The sequence below is a fragment of the bacterium genome (assembly GCA_035559435.1).
Lineage (GTDB): Bacteria > Zixibacteria > MSB-5A5 > WJJR01 > WJJR01 > JACQFV01.
On record DATMBC010000024.1, the window covers coordinates 35721 to 59605 of the forward strand.

A 23885-nucleotide genomic window follows, 5' to 3' on the forward strand; every position below is an offset into this window, starting at 1 on the left:
ATTTTGACTCTGATTTCCGGCTCACGGGCACACGGGGAGGGCCGCCCCCCGGAAGACATAGCCGACCATGGCCACCACATCGACCACGTCGACCGCCCCGCTGCAGTCCAGATCGGCCGGGGATGAGCCGCAGGCGGTTGGACAACTGCCGCGAAAGGCGCAACCCACTGCCTGCACGACATCGATGACATCCAGCGCGCCGGAATAATCCAGATCGCCGGGCAATGGGTCGGTCAGGGTCAATGTACCCCGGGTGGCGGACACCGGCAAAATGAGGTTGCCCTGGGGGTCGGAGAATTCGGCGAGCCCTTCGATTTCGAGGTGAGCGACCGTTCCGGAAATCGTGTCGGCGTTGCAGGGGACACGGGCGCGCACAAAGACGAGGGTCTCACCCAGGGTCAGCGATGGGATCGGACCGGGTTGACCGTTGAGATTGAGATCGGCAATCGAGGTAATGCGCGCGCTCTGCGGGGAGTAGGTGATCTCCTCGAAGTATTCCCACCCCGAGGTCAGTGTTCCGGCCGAGTCGGACACGGTTCCGGCGTCAAAAACCAGAAGCCCCGGCCGGTCGAAGGCGAAGAGGACGGAATAGCCGGCGATCGGGTGGGTGTAGTTGGCGATCCAGAGCGGGATGGACACGGTCTGACCCAAATAGATGGGACGGTCTTGGAAGGCGATGAAGATGGTGGTGTCCTGCCCAAACACGCATTCCGGCTTTACGGCAAGCGCGATCACCAAGCAGGACAACAGGATGACAAAAACTCTTCGGGTTTGTGACAGCATAGTGTGTGGACAACTCCAGAGGACCAGAACAGCAACCGGGGTAAGTATATGCACGACCACGAGATTTGTCAAATGGGCCAAACCTTCTCGTCCGCACGGTCACACCGGGCAAGACTCTTTGACATTCATGGCGTTACAACTACCCCAAAGGGGCTGAAACGGCTTGACTATCTGCGGGGAAAGTGGGTAAGAATCAGCCGCCCATGAAGCCCGATGGGCGGAGGTGGACTGCCATGTTCAATGTCACGCGTAAAGTGGAGTATGCCCTCATCGGCATCGCTCACATTGCCTCGCAGCCGCCCGGCACGATCGTGACAGTTCGCGAGGTCGCCGAGCAGTATCGGATTCCCGGTAAGTTGCTGGCCAAGATCTTCCACGAGTTGAAAAGCGCTCAGCTTCTGCGTTCGCATCAGGGAAAAAACGGGGGCTACTCGATGGCCCGCGTTCCGGCCGAGGTCAGCCTCGCGCAGGTGATTGACGTGATCGAGGGGCAGTCGGATGTCGTAATTTGTTTCGACAGTGAGGGATACAGATGCCCGCAGTATGACAATTGCAACATCATCCATCCGATGGAGCAATTGAATGTGAAGTTGCGCAGTTTTCTGGAGTCTGTCAGCCTGCGGGATTTTGTCGCCAACAAATCGCAGGCGTGGGCGTCAGTGAGTTGACGTGATCGGATCGCGCCGGACGGCAATTTTGCTTGCCTGCGGACGTGATCGACTGTATACCGAAACGCGGCACCGGTCTTTGGCGACCGGCGGCCGCAGGAGGAGCCGATCGACATGACGTACGTTATCTGCGAGCCGTGCATCGGGACAAAAGACACCGCGTGTGTCGAAGCCTGTCCGGTGGACTGCATCCATCCGACCAAGGAAGAGCCAGAATTCGAGGAATCGGAACTGCTGTTTATCGACCCGGCCGAATGCATCGATTGCGGCGCCTGCGTGCCGGCCTGCCCGGTCGAGGCGATATTCGAAGAGAGCGAAGTGCCCGAGAAGTGGGCGGAGTTCACGGCCCGCAACGCCGAGTACTATCAGAAGTAGCCGCGGGGCGCCCGGTCGAATGACCCGATCGGGCCGCCTCGATCCACGGAAGAGGATGAGAACGGCTTCGGCCGTTCTTATTTTTGCGGAGGATTGAGAAATTAATCACTATTGGCCGATTCTCGTCTTCGCCTCGTTCATCGGATTGATCGTGGCGGTGATGTACTTCCTGGGCGAGTGGCTCGGTCCGCGGGTGCGGACCAGCGTCAAGCAGGAGCCGTTTGAGTGCGGCGAAAGTCCGTTCGACACGCCGGGGCGGCCGTTCAGCGTCAAGTTCTACCTCATTGCGATCCTGTTTGTGATCTTTGATATCGACTTGGCCTTCCTGTTTCCCTGGGCGGTGGTCTTCCGCGATGTCGGCCTGCTGGCCTTTTACTCGATGCTGGTGTTTATCGGGATCCTGGCCTGGGCGTTGTGGTACATCTGGAAGAAAGGAGCCTTCCAGTGGGATTGAACGCTGATCAGGGCGGATTCATCACGTCGCGACTTTCGGACGGCATTGCCTGGGCGCGGAAGTGGTCGCTGTTCCCTTACCCGTTTGTGACCGCCTGTTGCGGGATGGAGTACATGTCGGTGTCGTCGGCGCACTACGATCTGGATCGGTTCGGCGCCGCCTGGCCGCGCTTTTCGCCGCGTCAGGCCGACATGCTCCTGGTCGTGGGCACCATCTCGCACAAAATGGCGCCGGTGCTGAAGAAGGTTTACGAACAGATGTGCGAGCCGAAGTGGGTGGTGGCCTTCGGCGTGTGCACCTGCACCGGCGGATTTTACGACAATTACGCCACGGTGCAGGGCATCGACCGCATCATCCCCGTGGACTGCTACATTCCCGGCTGCCCACCGCGCCCGGAAGCGGTGCTGGACGCGCTGATGAAGCTGCAGGCGAAGATCCAGGCCTCGCGGCACCCGCTGGCCGGCTCCGTCGTTGAGCGACCCCGGAACTAGATCCCATGACCGACGTCACGCTTACCGAACACCCGGCCCTGGTCAGACTGCGCGCGCAGTTTGGCGACGCCGTGCTGGAGACCCACGCCCACCGCGGCGACCACACCGCCGTTGTCGCCCCGGAGCGCTATCACGACGTGATGCGCTTCCTGCATGACGACCCGGAATGCGATTACGATTTTCTGACCGATCTGACCGCCTGGGACCGGCTGCGGATGGAGCTCGCGCCGCGCTTTGAAGTCGTGGTGCATCTCTACTCGACGTCGCGCAACGATCGATTGCGGATCAAGACCCGTCCGACCGACGACGAGGCCCCCGCGGTCGATTCAATCGTCGATATTTACCGCGCCGCCAACTGGCCGGAGCGCGAAGTCTGGGACATGTTCGGCATCCGGTTCCACGGGCACCCGAATCTGAAGCGGATCCTGATGTACGAGGAATTCGTCGGGCATCCGCTGCGCAAGGATTACCCCGTCAACAAGAGGCAACCGTTGGTGGAGGAGCGTCCGATTCCGGACGATCGTCCGTCGACCCTGTTTTACACATGAGCGACGTTGTGACCACGCCTCCCGCCGCGGCGCCGGAAACGGCGCCGGAATCGGCCCTGACCACCCGCGACATGCTCCTGAACATGGGGCCGTCGCATCCGGCCATGCACGGGGTCATCCGGATTCTGGCCTCGCTGGACGGCGAGAAGGTCATCCACTCGGACATCGAGATCGGCTACCTGCACCGCGGGTTTGAGAAGGATTCCGAGGTGGTCGGCTGGGGCCAGGTGTTCCCCTACACCGACCGTCTCAACTATGTCTCCCCCCTCATCAACAATGTCTGCTACGCCATGGGGGTTGAGAAGCTGCTCGATCTGCAGACCACTGAACGCTGCCAGTACATTCGCGTCATAATCTCCGAAATTTCGCGGATCACCGACCACCTGACCTGCATCGCCGCCTCCTCGATGGAACTGGGGGCGATGACGGGGTTCATCTACCTGATGAAGGCGCGTGAGTATCTCTACGAGCTGGTTGAGGAGCTGACCGGCGCGCGGCTGACCGTATCGTATGTGAAGGTGGGCGGGGTCAAAGCCGACCTGCCGGACGGTTGGCTGGAGCGGCTGGAAAAGGCGCTCGACTTGGCCGTGCTGGAGATCAAGGAGGTTGATCGGCTTTTGACCCGCAACCGCATCTTTATCGACCGGGTCAAAGATGTGGGCATAATCTCCGCGGAGGAGGCGTGGTCGCTGGGCTTCACGGGTCCGGTGCTGCGTTCGACGGGGCGGGCGCGCGACCTGCGCAAAGACGAGCCCTACCTGGTTTACGACCGGCTGGATTTCGATGTCCCGGTCGGCGCGGTGGGGGACAATTACGACCGCTACCTGGTGCGTATGGAAGAGATGCACCAGTCGATCCGGATCATCCGCCAGTGTATTAAGCAGATTCCCGATGGACCGGTGCGGGTCGACCTGACCGGACGGCCGCTGTCCGGCGCCGAGATGGTGGACTCAGCCAAGATGGGGATGACCGCCGATCTCTTGCTGCGGACGGTGCGTCCCGACCCGACCCTCGACGGCGCCGATCGGCTGCATGCCCGGCGGGTGAACGTCAACGACAAGTCGGTGGTGCTGCCGCCGAAGGAAGACACCTACAGCAACATCGAGGGCCTGATGAACCACTTCATGCTGATCATGGAGGGGGAGGGCCTCAAGCCGCCGCCGGGAGAAATCTATATCGCCAACGAAGCGGCGAACGGTGAGCTGGGATTCTACATGGTCTCTGACGGCTCCGGGCGGGCCTACCGGGTGCATTGTCGCCCGCCCTGCTACTACCTGATGCAGGGTCTGGACCGTATGATTGAAGGCGGCATGATCGCCGATGTGATCGCCACCTTCGGAACCATCAACATGATCGCCGGCGAATTGGACCGGTAACCGAACCCAAGCAGCGCATGTCACAGACGACCGGAACACACGATCTGAGCACGATCGATTATGGGATGCAGGACCATCCGGGCCCGGTGGCCTGGAGCGAGGCGGCGCGTCGGGAGATCGACGCGATCTTTGCCAAGTATCCGGACAAGAGCTCGGCGACGCTGCCGATCTTGTGGTTGGCGGTGCGCGAGTTCGGCTGGATCTCCTACCAGGTGGAGATGATTGTCGCCGAGGTGCTCGAACGGCCGCTCAACGAGATCCACCAGGTGGTGACGTTCTACACGATGTACCCGCGTCGTCCGTTGGGCAGACATCACATACAACTGTGCCGCAACATATCCTGTTGGTTGTCCGGCGCGGTCGACTTGCGGGAGCACATCAAGCAGATTTTGGGGATCGAGGTGGGCGAGACGACGCCCGACGGCCGCTTTACGCTCTCCGAGGTCGAATGCCTGGCCTATTGCGAGTGCGCCCCGGCCATGCGATTTGACGATACGTACATCGGCAACCTGACCAAAGATTCGGTCGCCCGGATCATCCGGGAGAACTCCTGAGACGATGTTGAAGCTGGTCACCAGGAACATCGGAGTCCAGGACTCGCACACCCTGTCGGTGGCGCGCGGTCACGGCGCCTACAGCCGTGTGGAGAAGGCGTTTGCCATGACGCCCGAGGCGCTGACCCAGGAAGTGATCGCCTCCAACCTGCGCGGCCTGGGCGGCGCGGGATTTCCGGCCGGACGCAAATGGAGTTTCCTGCCGAATGATTCGCCGAAGCCGCGCTACCTGGTGGTGAACGCCGACGAGGGCGAGCCCGGGACCTGCAAGGACAAGTACGTAATGATCCATGACCCCCACCTGCTGTTGGAGGGGATCATCATCACCTGCTGGGCGATTCGCGCCCACCGCGCCTACATCTATGTGCGCGGCGAATACGATCTTCCCATCGCACGTCTGGAGCAGGCGATCGCGGAGGCAAAGTCGGCGGGCATCCTGGGCGACAAGGTCATGGGGCACGATTTCCCGCTGGAGATAGTGGTGCACCGCGGCGCGGGCGCCTACATCTGCGGCGAAGAGACGGCGCTCCTGGAATCTCTCGAAGGCAAGCGCGGCTGGCCGCGTCTGAAGCCCCCCTTCCCCGCCGTGGAGGGTTACATGCGCTGCCCGACGGTGGTCAACAACGTCGAGACGCTGGCCTATGTCCCGTTCGTCGTCGAGATGGGCGGGGCGGCGTTTGCGGCGCTGGGGACCGAGCGCAACGGCGGGCTGCGGATGTATTCGATCTCGGGGCGAGTCAACAAGCCGGGCGTGTACGAACTGCCGGTGGGAACCAGTCTGCGCACGATGATCTATGATGTCGCCGGTGGAATCGTCGGTGGACGCGCCCTGAAGGCGGTCATCCCGGGCGGCTCCTCGTCGCCGATTCTCCGCGCCGATGAGATCGACGTGCCGATGGATTTTGATTCGCTGGCCAAGATCGGCTCGATGCTGGGCTCGGCGGGTGTGGTCGTTCTGGACGAGACCGTCTCGATTCCCGAAGCGCTGATGGTGCTGATTCGGTTTTATGCGCACGAGTCCTGCGGGCAATGCACGCCGTGCCGCGAAGGGACCGCGTGGCTGGCGATGATCGTTGAGCGGATCATCCATGCCAAGGGACGTCCCGGCGACATCGACAATCTGGTGCGCGTGGCCAGGAATATTGTGGGCAACACCATCTGCCCGCTGGGCGACGCGGCGGCGCTTCCGGTGATCAGTTACGTCACCAAATTCCGCGCCGAGTTCGAGGAATGGCTGGCGAAGGCCCGTCCGGTCGAGGCCTTGCCGCTGCGGCCGACACACATCGGCGAGCCGGTGACGGCCGGTTAAGACGGCACAGGGGACGTGAACAAGCAACCAAGGGCAAGGGCGAGTATGGCGGAAACGACGGCAAAGGCCAAAGAGAAGAAACGACCCAAATTGATGGCGGTCATCGTCGAGGAAGGTTGCACCGGCTGCGAGGTCTGCATCGACTTCTGCCCGGTGCCCAACTGCATCGTGCCGATTCCGGGGCCCGATCCGCGCAATCCGAAGTTTGCGCAGACGGTGCGCGTGGTCGATGATCTGTGCATCGGCTGCCGTCTCTGCGAGAAAAACTGCCCGTGGGAAACCATCGACATGGTGCCGATCGAGGAGTACGACCGGCAGTACGTCAAGTACGAGGGGCTGGGCACCCCTGCCAATTACAACGCGTAAGACCGACGCCGTATGCCGAAAATTACCATCGACGGGCGTGAGATCGAAGTCGCCGCCGGCTCCACCATCATCCAGGCGGCCGAGAAGCTCGGCATCTTCATCCCGCACTATTGCTACCATCCGGGGCTGCCGATTGCCGGCTCCTGCCGCATGTGCTTAGTCGAGGTGGAGAAGGCGCCGAAGCTGCAGATCGCCTGCTACACGTTCGTGACCGACGGGATGGTGGTGCACACCACCACCGAGCCGGTCAAGACCGCGCGGCAGGCGATCCTCGAGTTCCTGCTGGCCAATCACCCGCTGGACTGCCCGGTTTGCGACCAGGCGGGCGAGTGCAAATTACAGGAATTCTATATGCAGTTTGGCCGCTATGATTCGACCTTCCTGGAAGACAAACTGAAAAAGCACAAGGCGATTCCGGTCGGGCCGCATATCATTCTCGACTCGGAGCGTTGCATTCTCTGTTCCCGTTGTACTCGTTTTGTCGACGAGATTACACACACGCACGAGTTGAGCATCTTCAACCGCGGGCACTGGGCCGAACTGCTGCCAACCGAGGGCAAGGTCGTCGACAATCCCTACTCCGGCTGCCTGGCGGATGTCTGCCCGGTCGGCGCCCTGACGGATCGGGATTTCCGCTTCAAGGTCCGGGTGTGGTACCTCTCGAAGACCAACTCGGTCTGCCACGGGTGCGCGCGCGGTTGCTCCATCGAGATTCACACCAACCGCCGCCGCACGCATCATAACGACGGCAAGCTGATCGCGCGCTACAAGCCGCGCCCGAACCTGGACGTGAACGGCTACTGGATGTGCGACGCCGGGCGGTACTCGTACAAGGCCATCGAAGCCGACGACCGTCTGCGCGAGCCGCTGGTGGCGGGCATGCCGGCCACCTGGACGGCGGCGCTGGCGTCGGCCGATGAGGCGATCAACCGCACGGTGGCGGCGCACGGCGCCGGCGCGGTCGGGATTATTGCGCCGCCCACACTCTCCAACGAGGAATACTGGGCGGTCAAGCGGCTCTTCCGTGATGGCATCAAAGCCGAAAAACTCGCGCACCGCTGTCCCCCTGACCCGCGGGGCGTGGAAGACAACCTGCTGCGCAAAGCCGACCTGTACCCCAACTCCTTCGGGGCCGAACGCATCCTGGGCTCGGCGGTGACGTCGGATGCGGTCCTGGAGGCCGCGGCCAAGGGCACAGTGAAACTGTTGATTGTGATCGGCGGAGAGTTTGTCATGGGCCCGCACGAGGCGGGATTCGCGGCCTTGGCCGGCAAGCTGGACGGGTTGATCGCGATTCGGACCCATCGCTCGATGGTTACCGATCGCGCCGGCATCGCGCTGCCGATGTCGACTTTCGCCGAAACCGACGGCACGGTGACGAATTTCGCCGGGCATGTGCAGCGCTACTGGGCGGCGATCGAGCCGGTCGGACAGTCGCGCCCGTTGCTGGAGATCCTCGCCGAGTTGGGGGCGCGTCTGGAAATCGCCGCCGCCCCGCGCGTCGCCGAAGCCTGCTTCAATGAACTGGCGGCGCAGAACGACTACTTCCACGGGCTCACATACAAGGCGCTGGGCCGCACCGGCCTGAATCCGTCGGCCCGAAAGGACGCCGTGCCGGCCGCGTAGCGGGATGGACCCTACCTCATGCTGACCACAGTGACCATCAGTGCCGCCATCGCCACCACGGTCTTCATCGTGATGTTCGTGCTGACGCTGGCCGGGATTCTGACCTGGGTGGAACGCAAGCAGTCGGCGATCATGCAGGACCGTATCGGCGCCAACCGCGCCAGGATCCTCGGGTTGCGGCTGTGGGGCTTGTTCCACATCATCGCCGACGCGGTCAAGATGTTCACCAAGGAAGATTTCATCCCGAACACGAAACACCGATTCCTGTTTTCGCTGGCGCCGGTTTTGTCACTATTCTTCGCGCTACTCACCTTCGCGGTCATCCCCTTCGGGCATCAGATCACCATCGCGGGATATTTGATTCCGCTGCAGGTCGCCAGTGTCAACGTGGGCATCCTGTTCATCTTCGCGATGATGTCGGTGGCGGTGTACGGCGTGGTGCTGGCGGGCTGGTCATCGAACAACAACTACGCGCTGCTCGGCGGCATCCGCGCCTCGGCGCAGATGATCTCTTACGAAATCACCATCGGCCTGACGCTGGTCGGGATCATCATGATCTTTCAGACGTTGTCGCTGATGGAAATCGTCAAGGCGCAGGGGCGGCTGCTGTTCGGCGTTCTGCCGGCGTGGGGGATCTTCTACCAGCCGGTCGGGTTCCTGCTGTTCATGATCGCTGGGATCGCCGAGAACAAGCGGATCCCGTTCGACATTCCCGAGGGCGAATCGGAGATCATCGGCTTTTTCCTCGAGTACTCGTCGATGAAGTTCGGCATGTTCATGTTCGCCGATTTCATCGAGACGGTGCTGATCGCGTCGCTTCTGACCACCTTCTTCTTCGGCGGCTGGCAGGTGCCGTATCTGGCCGATACCGGGTTCGTTTTCCCGTGGGGCGGGCGGTGGGACCTGAATGTGTGGCTGGTCGAAGGGATGCGGGTGATCTCGTTTATCGTGAAGGTCTGCCTGTTCTGTTGGCTGTTGATGCTGATCCGCTGGACGCTGCCGCGGTTCCGTTTTGACCAGTTGATGAACCTCGGCTGGAAGGTCCTGTTGCCGCTGTCTCTGGCCAACACGATCGTGACCGCGGCGATCGTTCTGTGGCTGGATTGAGAAAGGCCGAATCCCGCCGGCGGCTTTGCCGGTAGAACTTTGAGAGTGATGACGACACGCACGGTCCATGTGGTGAATGTCTCGGCGCGACGCCGCGCGTTGAATTTCTGGGAGCGGATCTATCTGCCGGAGGTGTTGCGCGGGCTGTGGGTCACCGGCCGGCATTTTTGCGTCAACATGTGGCGGCATACGTTGCGGGCGATCGGCATCAAGAGCGTGCCGCCCGGCGCGGTGACCTATCAGTACCCGGACGAGCGCCGTCCGGCGGCCGAGCGTCTGCGCAGTCTGCACCGGCTGACGCAACGCCCCGATGGCACGCCGCGGTGCGTGGCGTGCATGATGTGCGAAACAGTCTGCCCGGCGTTTTGCATCAAGATCGTGGCGGAAGAAGTCTCCGACCCGAATATCGAGAAACGGCCCAAGTCGTTTGATATCGACATCGGCCGCTGTGTCTTTTGCGGGTACTGCGTGGAGGCCTGCCCTGAAGATGCCATCCGCATGGACACGGGCATTACCGAGTTGGGTTCGTATTCGCGGCGGTCGATGGTCCTGGACATTGACACACTCCTGTCGTTGAAACCGGCTGCGCAGAACCAGGGCAAACCGGTTGATTTCTTGCAGAAACGTCTTGTATCATAACGATTTCCGGTTCCGGCAATGACCGGACCGGATGCACCGTACCAAGACAGGACATAACCGACCGAAAGGGTTGCGAGTATGGGCCTGACCGAAACCGAGAAAAAAGTCGTACAGAAGGCGCAGGAAACCCTGTCCCTGGAGGGACGTCACGGTAACAACGTGATCGTGACCTCGGTGGACAGTCTGTTTGCCTGGGCGCGGAAGTCGTCGGTGTGGCCGATGACCTTCGGCCTGGCCTGCTGCGCGATCGAGATGATGGCCACGGCGGCATCGCGGTATGACATCGACCGCTTCGGCATGGGCGTGATGCGCGCCTCGCCGCGCCAGAGCGACCTCATGATTGTGGCCGGCACGGTGACGATGAAGATGGCGCTGCGCGTCAAGCGGCTCTACGAGCAGATGCCGGAGCCGAAGTATGTGCTCTCGATGGGCTCCTGCGCGACCTGCGGCGGGCCCTATTGGAAACACGGCTACCATGTTCTGAAGGGCGTCGATCAGATCGTTCCGGTGGATGTCTACGTGGCCGGCTGTCCGCCCCGTCCGGAGGCGCTGCTGGAGGGCTTGATTCTCCTGCAGGAAAAGATCAAGCGAGAGGACCTGATCGGCAAGAAGCTCGCCCCGGTCATGTCGGCGTAGCGGGAGACGGCATCTATGACAACCCAGGAAATACACGCGAAATTGCAGGGCGTCTTCGGCGACAAGATCGGGCCGCTGGTCGAGGGAGTCGATCCCTCGTGCGTGGTGGCCACCGACGCGATCGCCGACGTTTGCCGCTATCTGGCCACGCAGCCGGGGTTGGAATTGACCTCGCTCATGTGCCTGTCGGCCACCGACGACAAGACCAACCTGGGCGTGGTGTACAATTTGTACTCGATGGCGCACCGACACAGGATCACCCTGAAGGTCGAACTGACCGACCGCGAGAACCCGCGTGTCCCGACGGTGTCGGACGTGTTCGGGACCGCCAACTGGCATGAGCGCGAGGCCTACGACATGATGGGGATCGTCTTTGAGGGGCATCCCGATCTGCGGCGGATCCTGTGCCCGGACGATTGGGAGGGGTGGCCCCTGCGCAAGGACTACAAGGTGCAGGAGTACTACCGCGGTTTGAAGGTGCCGTATCCGGAAGGAAAGGATCACGACCGCGGGCATTGGGTCTTCAAGGAAGTGCCGGATGCCAAGTCCAGGCCGGCCGAAGTGCGGAACCCGGATTTGAGCGGGATCTAACGAGAGGCGGGGTGTCGATGTCAGCCGTAGCCTATCACCTGAAGGGTTTCTGGTCGCTGATCGTCGGGTTGAAACTGACCTGGCAGCATCTGTGGAAGAAACCGGTGACGTTGCAGTATCCCGACGAGACCTGGGATCTGCCGCTGGGCGCCAAGGGGCAGTTGTTCAACCGCATCGAGGATTGCATTGGCTGCCTGCAGTGCGCGCGCGTCTGCCCGGTCGACTGCATCGCGATCGAGACCGCCAAGGCGGGCAAAGACGAGGATCTGGGTACCACGTCGGACGGGCAGAAGAAGAAGCTGCATGTCCTGCGCTTCGACATCGACTTTGCCAAGTGTTGCTATTGCGCCCTGTGCACCGTGCCCTGTCCGACCGAGTGCCTGTACATGACCAAGGAGTATGAGAATTCGGTCTACAACCGGGACAACCTGATCTACCACTATGCTACCTACAGCCCGGAAGAAGTCGAGCGGATTCGCGCGTCGGTCGACGGCAAGACGCTCACAGTTGGTATTCATCCCTGATGATTGTAACCTGAGGAATTCATCATGGCGAGAGCGACCAGCATGATATGGAAAGGCCTGGCGTTGGCCGTCGCGGCGGCCGTGGCGGTGTCGTGCGGCGGCGGAACTGATTCGGGGTCACCGACCGCGAATCCTTCCTCCTCCGAGTTGCTCGACCGCTCCTACGGCTATCTGATCCGCGGCGACGCGGACTTCGCGCGTTTTGCGCCCAACTACGCGAACCTGCGTCCGTTCACGCGCGACACCGCCCTGGTGGTGGAATCGAGATCGGAGCGGGAGAAGGCGGGAAGCCCGGCGTCGGATTACCTCGAGTACTTCTATGTACGTGTCAACCGGCCGATGACGGTCCGGATGATTGTGGCGGATTCATCGGGGCAGGGGCTGATTTCCTTCGAATTTCCCAATCTGCCCAACGGCGAATACACCATCGGCAGCAAGGGGTGGCCCAAGCCGCAGGTCGACATGGTCAAGGGCAACCCGTATGTGTACGTTTATTTCGTCGGCGACCAGCGGTTCCGGTCGCGCTACAAACTGGGTCTGGACGCGAAGTATCACCTGACCTACATGCCGCAGCCGGCGCTGCCGGGCTAAACGACCCGAGAAACCAGGCGGTTTTGCATGCACGACATTTTTGCCCCGCAGTCGACATCACGCTACGAGTGGGATGACGATGATCTGCTGTTCAACGTGGCCGGCGAGCCGATAGAGTCGAAGTATTCCGGCGCCTACCTGACCGACCGTTACAGCATCAACATGGGCCCCCAGCACCCGTCGACGCACGGCGTGCTGCGGCTGCAGTTGGAGATGGACGGCGAAGTGGTGCTGAGCATCAAACCACACATCGGCTACCTGCACCGCTGTTTCGAGAAGCACGCCGAGAATCTCCCCTACGCCGAAGTGGTGCCGTTCTGCGACCGGATGGACTACATCGCCGCCATGTCGCAGGACATGGGCTATGCCGTGGCGGTCGAGCGGCTGATGGGCCTGAAGGTGCCGGAGCGGGTCGAATACATCCGCGTCATCACCTGCGAATTGCAACGCATCGCAAGCCACCTGGTGGCGCTGGGCACCTACGGCCTCGACATGGGGGCGTTCACGCCGTTTCTCTGGGCCTTCCGCGATCGGGAGATGATCCTCGATCTGTTCGAGTGGCTGACGGGCGCGCGCATGCTGTACAATTACATCTGGGTCGGCGGGCTGGCACGCGATCTGCCCGAGGGGTGGACCGACAAGTGCCGGCAGTTCCTGCGCTACTTCGAGCCGAAGCTGAAGGACTTCAACGATCTTCTGTCCTACAATCACATCTTCATCAATCGCACCTGCAACGTCGGCATCCTGCCCAAGGACATCGCGATCTCCTATGGCGTCACTGGACCGAACCTGCGCGGTTCGGGTGTCGATTGGGATCTGCGCCGCGATGATCCGTATTCAATCTACGACCGTTTCGACTGGAAGGTGATTGTTGGCACCGGGCAGTTCGGCCCGATTGGCTCCTGCTGGGATCGCTACATGGTCCGCGTGTATGAGATGGCCGAGTCGGTCAAGATCTGCCACCAGGCGCTGGACAACCTGCCCGAAGGGGATGTCCACGAGACACTGCCGAAGAGAGTGCGTCCGCCCAAGGGCGACGCCTATGTGCGCACCGAAACGCCGCGCGGCGAACTGGGCTATTACATCATCTCCAACGGCACCGAAATCCCGCTGCGCTGCAAAGTGCGTTCCCCCTGCTTCACCGCGGTGTCGGCGCTCGATGCGATCCTGAAGGCCTCGGAGAAGCCGATGCTGATCGCCGATGTGGTGGCGACCCTGGGTTCCATCGACATCGTGCTGGGCGAGATCGACCGGTAGACGAGTCATTTATTGGAATGCGCGACGGCCCCGGAGCAAGGATCCGGGGCCGTTGTCATTTGTCGGGCGGAATCCGTCCGACGGATCCTCTGGGCGTTCCCATGTCCTAAGGCCCCCACAGGTGGCTTTAGAGCCGCCCCTACGAGCGATGGATGTTCGATGAAGAGCAGGCGGGCAAGGCCCGCCTACTCCACCGTCACGCTCTTGGCGAGGTTGCGCGGTTGATCGACGTCGCAGCCGCGCAGGACCGCCATATGGTAGGCAAGCAATTGCAGCGGGATGATCGACAGAAGCGGAGTCAGGCATTCGAGCGTTTCCGGCACATAGAAGACATGGTCGACTTCGCGGCGGATGCGGTTGTCGCCCTCGGTGGCGATGGCGATCACCGTGCCGCGACGCGCCTTCACCTGCTGGATGTTGTTGATGACCTTGTCATAGACCGAATCGCGCATCGCCAGCACCACCACCGGCATGCGCTCGTCGATGAGCGCGATCGGGCCATGTTTCATTTCGGCGGCGGGATATCCCTCGGCGTGGATGTAGGAAATTTCCTTCAGCTTCAACGCGCCTTCCAGCGCCACCGGGAAGTTGTAGCCGCGTCCGAGATAGAGGGCGTTGTCCTTCTTGAAGTAGTCGAGCGCCAGGCCGCGGATCTCCTCCTCGCGGTCGAGGATCGACTGGATCTGCGCCGGGATCTTCTCCAGCGCCTGGATCATCTTCATGCCGCGTTCAGCCGACATCTCGCGCTGGCGGCCCAAGAGGAGCGCGATCAGGGCCAGCACCGTGACTTGCGAGGTGAAGGCCTTGGTCGAGGCGACGCCGATTTCGGGACCGGCGTGGATGTAGACGCCGCCGTTGGATTCGCGGGCAATGGTGGAGCCGACGACATTGACGATCCCCAGCGCGGTCGCCCCCTTGTGCTGGGCCTCGCGCATGGCGGCCAGCGTGTCGATGGTCTCGCCCGATTGCGAGATGACAAAGACCGCGGTGTTGGGCCGGATGATCGGCGAACGGTAGCGGAACTCGGAGGCGTATTCGACCTCGACCGGGATGCGCGCCAGATCCTCGATCATGTACTCGCCGATCAGCGCCGCATGCCACGAGGTCCCGCAGGCGGTGAAGATGATCCGGTCGATGCGTCCCAGTTCATCGAGGTGCTTTTTGATGCCGTTGAGTCGGGCGGTGGCGTCCTCGTAATTGAGACGGCCGCGGAGGGCGTTGCGCACGGTGGTCGGCTGCTCGTGGATTTCCTTCTGCATGAAGTGCGCGTAGCCGCTCTTTTCGATCTCATCGAGCGTCCATTCGATCTCCTGGATTTCGCGCGAGACCTGCGTGCGGTCGATCTTGGTGATTTCGAACCCGTCGCGGGTGACGGTGGCCAGATCGAGGTCATCAAGATAGACCACTTCCTTGGTGTGACGGATCAGCGCCGCGGCATCGGAGGCGACGAAGTTCTCCCCCTTGCCGTGTCCGAGGATGAGCGGCGAGCCATGACGCGCCGCGACAATCAGGTCGGGGTTTTTGGTGCAGGCGACGGCGATGCCATAGGTGCCTTCGACCTGCAACAGGGCCGTGCGAGTGGCCTCGACCAGGTCGCCCTCGTAGTGATGGGCGATCAATTCGGTCAGGACCTCGGTGTCGGTTTCGGTGCGGAAGATGTGCCCCTGCCGCGAGAGCCACTCCTTGAGGGTGGCGTAGTTCTCGATGATGCCGTTGTGGACCACCGCGATGGTGCCGGTGGAGTCGATGTGCGGGTGCGCGTTGTGGTCCAGCGGCTCGCCGTGCGTGGCCCAGCGGGTGTGCGCGATGCCCCAGTCGCCGGGATAGACCCGATCCTTGATGTGCTCTTCGAGCCGGGCGATCTTGCCGGCGTACTTTTCGGCCAGAATCCCCTTTTCGCTCATGATCGCAAACCCGGCGGAATCATACCCGCGGTACTCCATCCGCTTGAGCCCCTCGATCAGGATGGGGAGGGCTTCCTGCTTGCCGACATAGCCGATGATTCCGCACATGCGATCGGTCTCCGGAGGTGAGGTCGGTTACCCTTCCGCGGAAGGGGCGTCCACTGATGCGTATTACTTCAAACCCAGACTGGCGATGGCTTCCGCCAGCAACGCCTTGGCGCGCGCCGGGGTGCGCGCCTCTGCGGTTATACGCACAATCGGCTCGGTGTTGGAACCCCGCGCCAGCATCCATCCGTCGGGGAAGCCGACTTTGAGGCCATCCCGGTCGTCATAGTGTTCTTTTATGTACCGGCGTCGCATTCGTTCGATACGCGCGGGCCAGTCGGCGGGTTTCGGAAAGGTTTTCCTGGCGAAGGCCGACGGGGGCATGCGGGCATCGATGGCGGCGATCGAATCACGGCTGTGCGCCAAGAGCGAGAGGACCAGCGCCATGCCCAGAAGCGCGTCACGGCCGGGATGCAACCGCGGCAGGACCACGCCGCCGTTGCCCTCGCCGCCGATGACCGCGCGGCGTTTGCGCATCATCTCGGCGACGTTGATCTCCCCCACTTTCGAGGTGTACCCGTCGACGCCAAACCCGGAAGCCACCTCCATCACCGCCTGCGAGGTCGACAAATTGGTCACGACCGGGCCCGGCGCGCGCGACAGCACCCAGTAGACCGCCAACACGAGGGTGCGTTCCTCGCCGAGCGGACGGCCGTTCTCATCCACAATCGCCAGACGGTCGGAATCGGGGTCGACCGCGAAGCCGATCCGCGCCCGCGTGCGCCGGACCATCTGGCCGAGGGCGCGCAGATTTTTGGGCACCGGCTCGGTCCCGCGCGGGAAACGGGACTCAGGACGGCAGTGCAACGGCACCACACGGCAGCCCATCGCTTGCAGCAGCGCCGGACCATAGCGGTAGGCGGCGCCGCCGCCGGCATCGAAGACCACCTTGGGACGGGCGCGGCGAACGGCCTTCAGATCGACCACGTCGAGTCTGAGGATCTTGTCGATGTGGACCCGGATCATCTCATCGGAGACGGCGCAGGTGCCGATGCGACGCCAGGTCTTCCAAGCCGGCGTGCCGGAATCGGCGAATCGGTAGATTCGCGCGAGGAATTCGGGCGGCAGGACTCGCTTGGCGGAGCCGAGGAATTTCAGCGCGTTCCACTCAATGGGGTTGTGCGAGGCGGTGATCGCCAGTCCCGCGCGCGCCCGAAAATGCGTGACTGCCAGCGGCACGGTCGGGGTCGGCGCCACGCCGATATCGATCACATCACAACCGACGGACATCAGCCCGGCGATGGCGGCATCGCGGATCATCGGCCCGGTGGGACGTGTGTCGCGCGAGACGACCACGCGCCCCCCCTTCAGCAGCGTGCCGAAGGCGGCGGCATGGCGGAGCACGACCTCGGGTGTCAAGTCGGTCCCGACAATTCCCCGAATCCCTGAGACTGAGCGCAGCAGCATGTCTGGTTGTCCGGCTTTCTCCCCTTGGGGGAAGGCAAGTTAACACTCCGGAGAGTGGGAGGAAAGCCGGGGGTTGGGCCCGGCGGCGAAAGTCGCTGTCCCGTCCGGGCTTCGCGTGTATACTGTGGCGACCACGGAGGATCCGATGCCGCGTCCGCGCATCAACATTATGATCATGACCCAGGGCGAGCCCGATGCGCCGGTGCGCTCCTATTCCCTGCCCTGGTATGCGCCGCGCGCGGCGATCATCATCGGCGCGGCGGTTGTCCTGCTGCTGCTTGTGACCAGCGTTCTGTTCCTTTACTACTTCAGCGAATCGCGGGAGGTGGTCGCGCTGCGCGGGCAAATGGATTCGACCCGAGTGGCCGTTGAGAAGATTGACGCCCTGCGTCAGGAATTGATCTATCACCGCGAGTTCACTCAGAGGATCGCGGGACTGCTGGGGATCTCCGTGCCCAATTTCGCCGATTCGGTGGATCAGTTGGCACGGCGTCCGTCGGCGCTGGCGGGTTTAACCGACTCGGGCGCGACGATGGAGTTTGAAGACCTCGGGGATTCCTTCGAACCGGTGGGAGTCCTGGTCAGCGCCTGTCCGCCCGATCCCAACAACCGTCCGCGCGGGCTACCGCTGTCCGGGCGGATGTCGCGCGGGTTCGCCCCGCGGCAGAGCAACCCCTCGCTGCGGCACAACGGCATCGATTTGGCGGCGCGCGAAGGCACGCCGGTCCTGGTCACTGCCGACGGCACCGTCGAGTTTGCCGGCGAGCACGAGAGTTTCGGGTTGCTGATCGTTGTCGATCACGGCAACGGCTTCAAGACCAGTTACGGCCACAATTCGCTGCTTTTGGTGCGCGAAGGCGAGAAGGTCGCGCGCGGCGACCGGATTGCTTTTTCGGGAAACACCGGCATCTCCACCGCGCCGCATCTGCACTACGAGATCACCGAGAACGGCGAGGCGGTCGATCCGGCCGGGTTTCTGGGGCAATAGTCAGCATGACTTGCGAGCGACAAAAAAAGCCCCCGGTCCGCAGGACCGGGGGCTTTGGCGTTCAAATCGGAGAAGTCGGAATTACTTGGTGCCGCCGGTGCTGACAGTGACGGCGGTGGCCGGCTTGGTCTCTTCGGCCTTGGCGGTGTTGGCCGAGCCCTTGGAGGCGCAGCAGCCGCTGCCGGAGGCCGAGGCCTTGGTGGCGCTGGCGCAACCGGAGGCGCTGGCGGTGATGAACTTCACTTCGCCGGCGGCTTCCGCCTTGGCGGCGGCGACTTCGGCTTCAGCGCGGGTCAGGCCCGAGGCGACCTTGGCATCGATCCACGCTTCACGCGTGTAATCGGAGCCGGTGATCACGTTGGCCTGGGTGGCCTTGGCGGCCTGGCACTTCTCGTAGCAAGCCTCCGCCTCGGCGCGGGTCATTCCCTTTTCGGCCATGCACTTGGCGATGCAGGCTTCCTTGTCACCGCAGGACTTGCCTTCGGTGGCATTGGCAAACGACGCGGTGGCCTTTTCCGACGAGCAACCCGAAGCGCTGGCGGTGGTCGCCGAGGCCTTCGAGGCGCAAGAGGCGGCGCAACCGGAGGCGCTGGCAGTCTGAGCCGAGGCCTTGGAAGCGCAACCCGACGCGCTGGCAGTCTGGACCGAAGCCGAACCGGTGTGGCAGGCGCCGGAAGCGACCATCGCGGTGTAGACCTTCTCGGCCTCGTCACGGCTCAGGTTCTTCTCGGCCATGATCGCCTTGACGCACTCTTCCTTCGAGCAGGTCTTGTTCTCGCTCGCGGTGGCCGACGCGGCCTTCACGTTCGAGGACTTATCGGCATCGCAGGCCTTGTTGGAGGAGCAGCCCGGACCGGCATAGGCCGTGGTGGTGGAAAACAACGAGCTGATGAGGCAGCCGTTGCCGCTACAGGTCATGCCGCTGAAATGCGCGGCGCTGCCCACGAGCGCGAACACGGCAACGAGAGCAACCGCGGTCTTGTGGTTTTTCAGGAACGTCATTCGAGCTTCCTCCCTTGGTTTATTCGCATACCTGTCTTTAATTTCGACTGTATCAGACAAAAACTGTAGACCATCAGCGGGTCCTGCACTATTACAACGGGCTTTGCCAGTTTGATCCCGAAAATCGACCTATCCGGGCCGATTTTAGCTGGCAAAACGACATGCTCAACTTAAATATACCCCGCCTTAAGTCAATACATTTTCGTAACCCGTTAACCGACAGCGCCCTGGCGTTGCCGACCGGGACCTTTCATGAACGGACAACTCAAAGTTCTTCTGGGCACAGACACCACCCTTGGCTTTATCCACACGCTTCTGGGGCCGGATCACTACCTGCCGTTTGTGGCACTTGCCAAGACAAAGGGGTGGTCGGCGCGTAAGACTATGGTCATCACGATCTTATGCGGACTCGGACATGTTTTGGGCTCAATTGTGCTCGGAATGCTCGGCGTCGGGCTGGGCTGGGCGTTGGGATCGATCGAAAGATTCGAGGCGTGGCACGGGGAGTGGGCGGCTTGGGCACTGATTGGTTTCGGGCTTGTCTACCTCGCCTGGGGGGTGCGTCAGGGAATACATAACCACCCGCACACTCATCGCCATGTCCACCCGGATGGGACGATCCATAGCCATGTGCATGGATATCAGAGCGCGCGCGCCCATGTTCATGAAGGCGCATCCGGCGCGCCGGTGATGCCCTGGATCCTCTTCATCATTTTTGTGTTGGGACCCTGTGAGCCGCTGAGCCCGGTTCTCATGGCGCCGGCGGCCGCTCACCGTTGGGGCGGCGTGGTCCTGGTGGCCGCGGTCTTCGGCGCGGTGATCATTGCCACCATGTGCGCGATGGCATGGGCGATTCTGTATGGACTGGGGCTTTTGCGCGTGCAACAGTTGTCGCGCTGGGCGCATGCGCTGGCGGGGTTTTCGCTGTTTGCCTGCGGCGGCGCCATCCAATGGCTGGGCTTGTGACGCCCATGGTGAAAGGAGGACGATGACGCCTCGAACCGTTTGCGGCTTGATCCGAAGATAGTGTGTTGGCATCCGGGATTCTTGTTTGTCACCGTTTACCATTAGGAGTGATGGCATGGCCAAGATCATGTTGTTCATCGATGGCACCTGGCTGTACTCGAACATGCCCCGTCTGGCCGAGAATTACCTCCGTCCTGATTTTCATATCGACTTCGGCAAGCTCCCGCGGGTGCTTTCCGCCGAACTGGCGGCGCACATGGGGGGCGACGACGACATCCGTCTGGATGTGGTGCGCACTTACCTGTTCGGCAGCTACGCCGACAACTACGATCTGCGCGACGAAGACGCGGTCCAGCGGCGGTTGGACTTCTTTGCGATGCTCAAAGAGGACTTCCACTACGAGGTCGAGACGTTTCCGATCAATTTTCGCGGGCGGCGTCTGCGCGGCATCGACCGCGGCGCCGAGGACACCTTCGAACCGAAGGAGAAGTGCGTCGACATCGCCATGGCCACAACGATGGTCCACCTCGCATCGATGCCGGGCGGGTACGACATCGCCATCGGCGTGCTCGGCGACGAGGACTTCCGTCCGGCGTTGCAACTGATCCGCCGCCTGGGCAAACGGGTGGCGATCGCCTCGATCAAGTCCAGTTGCAGTCCGGCGCTCTCCGACCCGCGCGACGAGGCGCGGGTGAAGGATTTCGACATTATCTGGCTGGATGATCTGCGCGACAAATTGGAACTGCGCTACGAGCCCCACCTGCTGGAGTGCGAGTCGCCCATCCACAAGGGGGACCGCAAGGTCTGGACCACCTTCTATCCCCGCCGCGGCAGGCGGTTCTACTGCGATGCCTGCCGCGCCGAATTCGCCCGTCAAAAGGAAGAGCAGCGCGACCTGGTCAGCTCGGGGGTGGAAAACGGCGACGCGGCGGAAGTCGAGGCCGACATGCCACTGCCGGCGATTGGCGCCACGCTCACCGGACGGGTAGCGCGGCGGTTCCCGGAGAAGGGGTATGGTTTCCTGCAGGGCTCCGACGGACGCTCGTACTTCTTTCACATCACCGACATCACCGCCGGGCTGGACTTCAACGCGCTGGAGGAGGGCTGGCAATTGGACTTCGACGTCAAACGCCATCCCTCGGAGGACAAGGCCGGCGCGGCGGCCAATGTGCGGCCGCATGTGGAGGCGGGCGCGGAGTCGGAACCAAGGATCGTGATATAGTGAGACGGCAGGAGAAGTTGGTGTGGGCTTTACCAATCTCAGTCATGCTGAGCGAAGTGAAGCATCTGCTGTTGTGGCATGGGCGGCGAAAAGCAGACCCTTCGCTGCGCTCAGGGTGACAGGGTTGTGCCGGGGCGACGGTTCGGCGGGAGGCCCCCCTCCAGGTGTGAGGGCGGGGGCGGGCGAACACGAGGTTCGCCCCTACGGGGACTCGAGATTCCGAATCCGCAGAAGCGGCTCTTGAGCCGCGTCGCCACACACGGATCGGCCACGTGAAGAGCTGATCACTCAACGCGGATCAGGAGCAACGTCTGGTCGTCGTCCTGGGGGCCGTGGGCGCGGACCGCCCGCAGGATGGTGGCAAAGATGTCGCTGAGCGGACGGGTGGCGTTCTCGCGGATCAGCGCCTCGATGCGGGGCTGGCCGAACTGCTCGCCGGCGGCGTTTTCGACCTCGAGGAAGCCATCGGTGAGCAGCACGAAGATATCCCCCGAGGCGAAGGGAACCGCGCTGGTGGTGTGGCGCAGATTGGCGAGGATGCCGGTCGGCGGATAGTTGCTCTCCAGTTCGGTGATCTGCCCATTCGCCCGATGGAAGTGCAGAATCGACGGATGCCCCGCCAAGAGGAAGCGGGCGGTGTCGGTGCCGTCGAATTGCAGGCAGGCGACGGTGACGAACATGTCCATTTCCTTGACCTGCATCACCACGCGATTGAGATCATCCATCAGGCCATCGAGCGAGTCATCGGACAAAAGGCGCATCCGGGCCGCGCTTTTGATCATCGCCATCAGCACCCCGGCGCGCACACCGTGACCGGAGACATCGGCGACGAAGGCGCCGACGCGTCCCTCCTTCTCCACCACATCCAACAGATCGCCGCCGACCTCGCTGGAGGAATCGGAGCGGCCATAGCACTGCAGACGGCCGATGCGCCGGTCGATGGGCGGCACCAGACGGGCATGGATCTGCTGGGCCAGACGGATTTCGGTCTGGAGGCGCATGGTCCGGGCGCCTTCGGTGCTGATAAAGGAGATGAAGAGCACATACCCCGCGACGAGCGCGGCAATCGTGATGAGCGCCAGGGGCCCATCGAATGAGTCATGCGGGACCATGCCGGGCAGAAAGTGGAACCAGCTCCGGAGCAGCGGCGGGGCCAGGAACGAAAACGGGATCACCACTGCGATGAACTTGCGATTGAGCGTGAAGGAGTAGGCCCAGCCGACGGCGACGATGCCGCTGAACACAAACCAGGTGACGACGCCGTACCAGGGCACGGGGCGTTCCATCGCCATGCAGTAAATCGAGCCCATCGCGCCGAAGATGCAGAAGATCGCCAGGTAAATCCGCAGCCGCGACCCGAGCGACAGCGAACCGAAGAACTCATCGGCGATGCGGGATTTGGGTGCGCTCATCGTGAGAAAAATGAGATAAGGAGTCCGGATTGTTGCCTGCCATATACGAGGTTAAACGCCGCGGGTTGCCCGATCAAGCCCTGATTCGCACAAGGCCTTGGGGAGCAACTCGTTAAATAGCGGTTGAATCGGCTGGGGGCATCGCTTATCCTCGCCAGTTCCCGCCGTTGCCGGGCGGATGTGTTGTCTGTGTCGAATTGCGGGCGGGACGAATTGCACCGAGGAACCGATGACCGAGAAGAAACTCGACCCCAACAAGATCAACGTCATTCTGGCCACCGACTGCGGCTCCACCACCACCAAGGCAATCCTGATTGAGAATCGCGGCGGCGAGTACCGCCTGATTGTGCGCGGCGAAGCGCCGACGACCGTCGAGGCGCCATTTGAGGATGTCACCATGGGTGTCCTCAACGCGGTCGGCGAGGTCGAGGAACTGTCGGGGCGCAAGCTGCTCGACCCGAGTGGCCGCATCATCACCCCGGCCAACGGGAATGTCGGGACGGACATTTTCATCTCGACCTCCTCGGCCGGCGGCGGATTGCAGATGATGGTGGCGGGGGTGGTGCGGTCGATGACGGCCGAGTCGGCCGAGCGCGCGGCGCTGGGCGCCGGGTCGATCGTGATGGATGTGATCGCCTCCAACGACAAACGTCTGCCCCACGAGCAGATCGAGCGCATCCGCCGGCTGCGTCCGGACATGATCCTCCTGTCGGGGGGCATCGACGGCGGCACGACCACGCACGTGGTCGAGATCGCCGAGTTGATCGCGGCCGCCGATCCGCGGCCGCGTCTGGGCACCGGTTACAAACTGCCGGTCATCTTCGCCGGCAACAAGGATGCCATCGAGGCGGTGCGCCGCACGCTGCAGGAGAAGACCGATCTGTCGATCGTCGATAACCTCCGTCCGGTGCTGGAGCGCGAAAACCTTCTGCCGGCGCGCGAGAAGATTCACGATCTGTTCATGGAACATGTGATGGCGCAGGC

At 62.5% G+C, this 23885-nt stretch carries 26 protein-coding genes; 21 read left to right on the plus strand and 5 right to left on the minus strand.

Annotated features, from left to right (window positions below):
• Positions 1-21 precede the first annotated feature (21 nt).
• Complete coding sequence (locus VNN55_02810) at positions 22-783, minus strand: hypothetical protein (protein HWO56477.1); 762 nt, start codon at positions 781-783, stop codon at positions 22-24.
• Positions 784-1016: 233 nt separating this feature from the next.
• Here VNN55_02810 and VNN55_02815 point away from each other — a divergent pair, with 233 nt between their 5' ends.
• The 17 genes from VNN55_02815 (at position 1017) to VNN55_02895 (ending at position 13895) form a co-directional block, all read left to right on the plus strand.
• Positions 1017-1451, plus strand: a complete 435-nt coding sequence (locus VNN55_02815) for an Rrf2 family transcriptional regulator (GenBank protein ID HWO56478.1) — start codon at positions 1017-1019, stop codon at positions 1449-1451.
• Between the two features lie 114 nt (positions 1452-1565).
• Entirely contained in the window at positions 1566-1826 is a 261-nt protein-coding gene (locus VNN55_02820) for a 4Fe-4S binding protein (protein HWO56479.1), read from the plus strand.
• A gap of 160 nt (positions 1827-1986) precedes the next feature.
• Entirely contained in the window at positions 1987-2280 is a 294-nt protein-coding gene (locus VNN55_02825; GenBank protein HWO56480.1) for an NADH-quinone oxidoreductase subunit A, read from the plus strand.
• A complete protein-coding gene (locus tag VNN55_02830; protein HWO56481.1) occupies positions 2277-2771 on the plus strand; it encodes an NADH-quinone oxidoreductase subunit B in 495 nt (164 codons plus the stop codon). The genes VNN55_02825 and VNN55_02830 overlap by 4 nt, the downstream gene beginning before the upstream one ends.
• A 5-nt stretch (positions 2772-2776) precedes the next feature.
• Entirely contained in the window at positions 2777-3319 is a 543-nt protein-coding gene (locus VNN55_02835; GenBank protein ID HWO56482.1) for an NADH-quinone oxidoreductase subunit C, read from the plus strand.
• On the plus strand, positions 3316-4695 hold the full coding sequence (locus VNN55_02840) for an NADH-quinone oxidoreductase subunit D (GenBank protein HWO56483.1): 1380 nt from the start codon (positions 3316-3318) through the stop codon (positions 4693-4695). The genes VNN55_02835 and VNN55_02840 overlap by 4 nt, the downstream gene beginning before the upstream one ends.
• A 17-nt stretch (positions 4696-4712) precedes the next feature.
• Complete coding sequence (locus VNN55_02845; protein ID HWO56484.1) at positions 4713-5249, plus strand: NAD(P)H-dependent oxidoreductase subunit E; 537 nt, start codon at positions 4713-4715, stop codon at positions 5247-5249.
• A 4-nt stretch (positions 5250-5253) separates the two neighbouring features.
• Positions 5254-6558, plus strand: a complete 1305-nt coding sequence (gene nuoF, locus VNN55_02850; protein HWO56485.1) for an NADH-quinone oxidoreductase subunit NuoF — start codon at positions 5254-5256, stop codon at positions 6556-6558.
• Positions 6559-6603: 45 nt separating this feature from the next.
• Positions 6604-6924 carry a 4Fe-4S binding protein gene (locus VNN55_02855; GenBank protein ID HWO56486.1) on the plus strand — a complete coding sequence of 107 codons (321 nt, stop codon included), beginning with the start codon at positions 6604-6606 and terminating at the stop codon, positions 6922-6924.
• A gap of 12 nt (positions 6925-6936) precedes the next feature.
• Entirely contained in the window at positions 6937-8550 is a 1614-nt protein-coding gene (locus VNN55_02860; protein ID HWO56487.1) for a 2Fe-2S iron-sulfur cluster-binding protein, read from the plus strand.
• 18 nt (positions 8551-8568) lie between these two features.
• The gene (locus tag VNN55_02865) at positions 8569-9657 is read left to right on the plus strand and encodes a complex I subunit 1 family protein (GenBank protein ID HWO56488.1); all 1089 of its coding nucleotides are present in this window, start codon (positions 8569-8571) and stop codon (positions 9655-9657) included.
• A 48-nt stretch (positions 9658-9705) separates the two neighbouring features.
• A complete protein-coding gene (locus VNN55_02870; protein ID HWO56489.1) occupies positions 9706-10296 on the plus strand; it encodes an NADH-quinone oxidoreductase subunit I in 591 nt (196 codons plus the stop codon).
• A 78-nt stretch (positions 10297-10374) separates the two neighbouring features.
• Positions 10375-10932: an NADH-quinone oxidoreductase subunit B family protein gene (locus tag VNN55_02875; protein HWO56490.1), complete on the plus strand. Its 558-nt coding sequence runs from the start codon at positions 10375-10377 to the stop codon at positions 10930-10932.
• A 15-nt stretch (positions 10933-10947) separates the two neighbouring features.
• Positions 10948-11523 carry an NADH-quinone oxidoreductase subunit C gene (locus VNN55_02880; GenBank protein ID HWO56491.1) on the plus strand — a complete coding sequence of 192 codons (576 nt, stop codon included), beginning with the start codon at positions 10948-10950 and terminating at the stop codon, positions 11521-11523.
• 17 nt (positions 11524-11540) lie between these two features.
• Positions 11541-12047, plus strand: a complete 507-nt coding sequence (locus VNN55_02885) for an NADH-quinone oxidoreductase subunit I (protein HWO56492.1) — start codon at positions 11541-11543, stop codon at positions 12045-12047.
• A 42-nt stretch (positions 12048-12089) separates the two neighbouring features.
• Entirely contained in the window at positions 12090-12638 is a 549-nt protein-coding gene (locus VNN55_02890; GenBank protein HWO56493.1) for a hypothetical protein, read from the plus strand.
• A gap of 27 nt (positions 12639-12665) precedes the next feature.
• The gene (locus tag VNN55_02895; protein HWO56494.1) at positions 12666-13895 is read left to right on the plus strand and encodes an NADH-quinone oxidoreductase subunit D; all 1230 of its coding nucleotides are present in this window, start codon (positions 12666-12668) and stop codon (positions 13893-13895) included.
• Between the two features lie 185 nt (positions 13896-14080).
• On the opposite strand, the gene glmS is transcribed toward VNN55_02895, so the two are convergent.
• Together glmS and glmM are read right to left on the minus strand one after the other, a co-directional pair.
• Positions 14081-15907 (minus strand): glutamine--fructose-6-phosphate transaminase (isomerizing), encoded by a 1827-nt coding sequence (gene glmS, locus VNN55_02900; GenBank protein HWO56495.1) that lies wholly within the window; start codon positions 15905-15907, stop codon positions 14081-14083.
• Between the two features lie 63 nt (positions 15908-15970).
• On the minus strand, positions 15971-17311 hold the full coding sequence (gene glmM / locus VNN55_02905; protein ID HWO56496.1) for a phosphoglucosamine mutase: 1341 nt from the start codon (positions 17309-17311) through the stop codon (positions 15971-15973).
• A 145-nt stretch (positions 17312-17456) separates the two neighbouring features.
• Here glmM and VNN55_02910 point away from each other — a divergent pair, with 145 nt between their 5' ends.
• On the plus strand, positions 17457-18299 hold the full coding sequence (locus VNN55_02910) for a M23 family metallopeptidase (GenBank protein HWO56497.1): 843 nt from the start codon (positions 17457-17459) through the stop codon (positions 18297-18299).
• A gap of 81 nt (positions 18300-18380) precedes the next feature.
• Here the strand turns inward: VNN55_02910 and VNN55_02915 are convergent, their stop codons facing one another.
• Positions 18381-19301, minus strand: coding sequence for a hypothetical protein (locus tag VNN55_02915; GenBank protein HWO56498.1), 921 nt, complete (start codon positions 19299-19301; stop codon positions 18381-18383).
• Positions 19302-19553: 252 nt separating this feature from the next.
• On the opposite strand from VNN55_02915, the gene VNN55_02920 reads away from it, so the two are divergent.
• Positions 19554-20267, plus strand: a complete 714-nt coding sequence (locus tag VNN55_02920; GenBank protein HWO56499.1) for a hypothetical protein — start codon at positions 19554-19556, stop codon at positions 20265-20267.
• A gap of 115 nt (positions 20268-20382) precedes the next feature.
• Positions 20383-21489 (plus strand): NYN domain-containing protein, encoded by a 1107-nt coding sequence (locus tag VNN55_02925; protein ID HWO56500.1) that lies wholly within the window; start codon positions 20383-20385, stop codon positions 21487-21489.
• 284 nt (positions 21490-21773) lie between these two features.
• On the opposite strand, the gene VNN55_02930 is transcribed toward VNN55_02925, so the two are convergent.
• Positions 21774-22901 carry a PP2C family protein-serine/threonine phosphatase gene (locus tag VNN55_02930; GenBank protein ID HWO56501.1) on the minus strand — a complete coding sequence of 376 codons (1128 nt, stop codon included), beginning with the start codon at positions 22899-22901 and terminating at the stop codon, positions 21774-21776.
• Positions 22902-23130: 229 nt separating this feature from the next.
• Between VNN55_02930 and VNN55_02935 the strand changes: the two genes are divergently transcribed.
• The coding region (locus tag VNN55_02935) for a glutamate mutase L (GenBank protein HWO56502.1) at positions 23131-23885 on the plus strand (755 nt) is incomplete at its 3' end.

Bases quoted from the DNA above. Each gene is read 5' to 3' on its own strand.
- VNN55_02840 (HWO56483.1), top strand. From the start codon at position 3,316: ATGAGCGACGTTGTGACCACGCCTCCCGCCGCGGCGCCGGAAACGGCG.
- VNN55_02820 (HWO56479.1), top strand. From the start codon at position 1,566: ATGACGTACGTTATCTGCGAGCCGTGCATCGGGACAAAAGACACCGCG.
- VNN55_02885 (HWO56492.1), top strand. From the start codon at position 11,541: ATGTCAGCCGTAGCCTATCACCTGAAGGGTTTCTGGTCGCTGATCGTC.
- VNN55_02930 (HWO56501.1), bottom strand. From the start codon at position 22,901: ATGAGCGCACCCAAATCCCGCATCGCCGATGAGTTCTTCGGTTCGCTG.
- VNN55_02810 (HWO56477.1), bottom strand. From the start codon at position 783: ATGCTGTCACAAACCCGAAGAGTTTTTGTCATCCTGTTGTCCTGCTTG.
- glmM (HWO56496.1), bottom strand. From the start codon at position 17,311: ATGCTGCTGCGCTCAGTCTCAGGGATTCGGGGAATTGTCGGGACCGAC.
- VNN55_02925 (HWO56500.1), top strand. From the start codon at position 20,383: ATGGCCAAGATCATGTTGTTCATCGATGGCACCTGGCTGTACTCGAAC.
- VNN55_02865 (HWO56488.1), top strand. From the start codon at position 8,569: ATGCTGACCACAGTGACCATCAGTGCCGCCATCGCCACCACGGTCTTC.
- VNN55_02835 (HWO56482.1), top strand. From the start codon at position 2,777: ATGACCGACGTCACGCTTACCGAACACCCGGCCCTGGTCAGACTGCGC.
- VNN55_02860 (HWO56487.1), top strand. From the start codon at position 6,937: ATGCCGAAAATTACCATCGACGGGCGTGAGATCGAAGTCGCCGCCGGC.
- glmS (HWO56495.1), bottom strand. From the start codon at position 15,907: ATGTGCGGAATCATCGGCTATGTCGGCAAGCAGGAAGCCCTCCCCATC.
- VNN55_02895 (HWO56494.1), top strand. From the start codon at position 12,666: ATGCACGACATTTTTGCCCCGCAGTCGACATCACGCTACGAGTGGGAT.
- VNN55_02855 (HWO56486.1), top strand. From the start codon at position 6,604: ATGGCGGAAACGACGGCAAAGGCCAAAGAGAAGAAACGACCCAAATTG.
- VNN55_02915 (HWO56498.1), bottom strand. From the start codon at position 19,301: ATGACGTTCCTGAAAAACCACAAGACCGCGGTTGCTCTCGTTGCCGTG.
- VNN55_02825 (HWO56480.1), top strand. From the start codon at position 1,987: ATGTACTTCCTGGGCGAGTGGCTCGGTCCGCGGGTGCGGACCAGCGTC.
- VNN55_02880 (HWO56491.1), top strand. From the start codon at position 10,948: ATGACAACCCAGGAAATACACGCGAAATTGCAGGGCGTCTTCGGCGAC.
- VNN55_02910 (HWO56497.1), top strand. From the start codon at position 17,457: ATGCCGCGTCCGCGCATCAACATTATGATCATGACCCAGGGCGAGCCC.
- nuoF (HWO56485.1), top strand. From the start codon at position 5,254: ATGTTGAAGCTGGTCACCAGGAACATCGGAGTCCAGGACTCGCACACC.
- VNN55_02845 (HWO56484.1), top strand. From the start codon at position 4,713: ATGTCACAGACGACCGGAACACACGATCTGAGCACGATCGATTATGGG.
- VNN55_02875 (HWO56490.1), top strand. From the start codon at position 10,375: ATGGGCCTGACCGAAACCGAGAAAAAAGTCGTACAGAAGGCGCAGGAA.
- VNN55_02815 (HWO56478.1), top strand. From the start codon at position 1,017: ATGTTCAATGTCACGCGTAAAGTGGAGTATGCCCTCATCGGCATCGCT.
- VNN55_02920 (HWO56499.1), top strand. From the start codon at position 19,554: ATGAACGGACAACTCAAAGTTCTTCTGGGCACAGACACCACCCTTGGC.
- VNN55_02890 (HWO56493.1), top strand. From the start codon at position 12,090: ATGATATGGAAAGGCCTGGCGTTGGCCGTCGCGGCGGCCGTGGCGGTG.
- VNN55_02870 (HWO56489.1), top strand. From the start codon at position 9,706: ATGACGACACGCACGGTCCATGTGGTGAATGTCTCGGCGCGACGCCGC.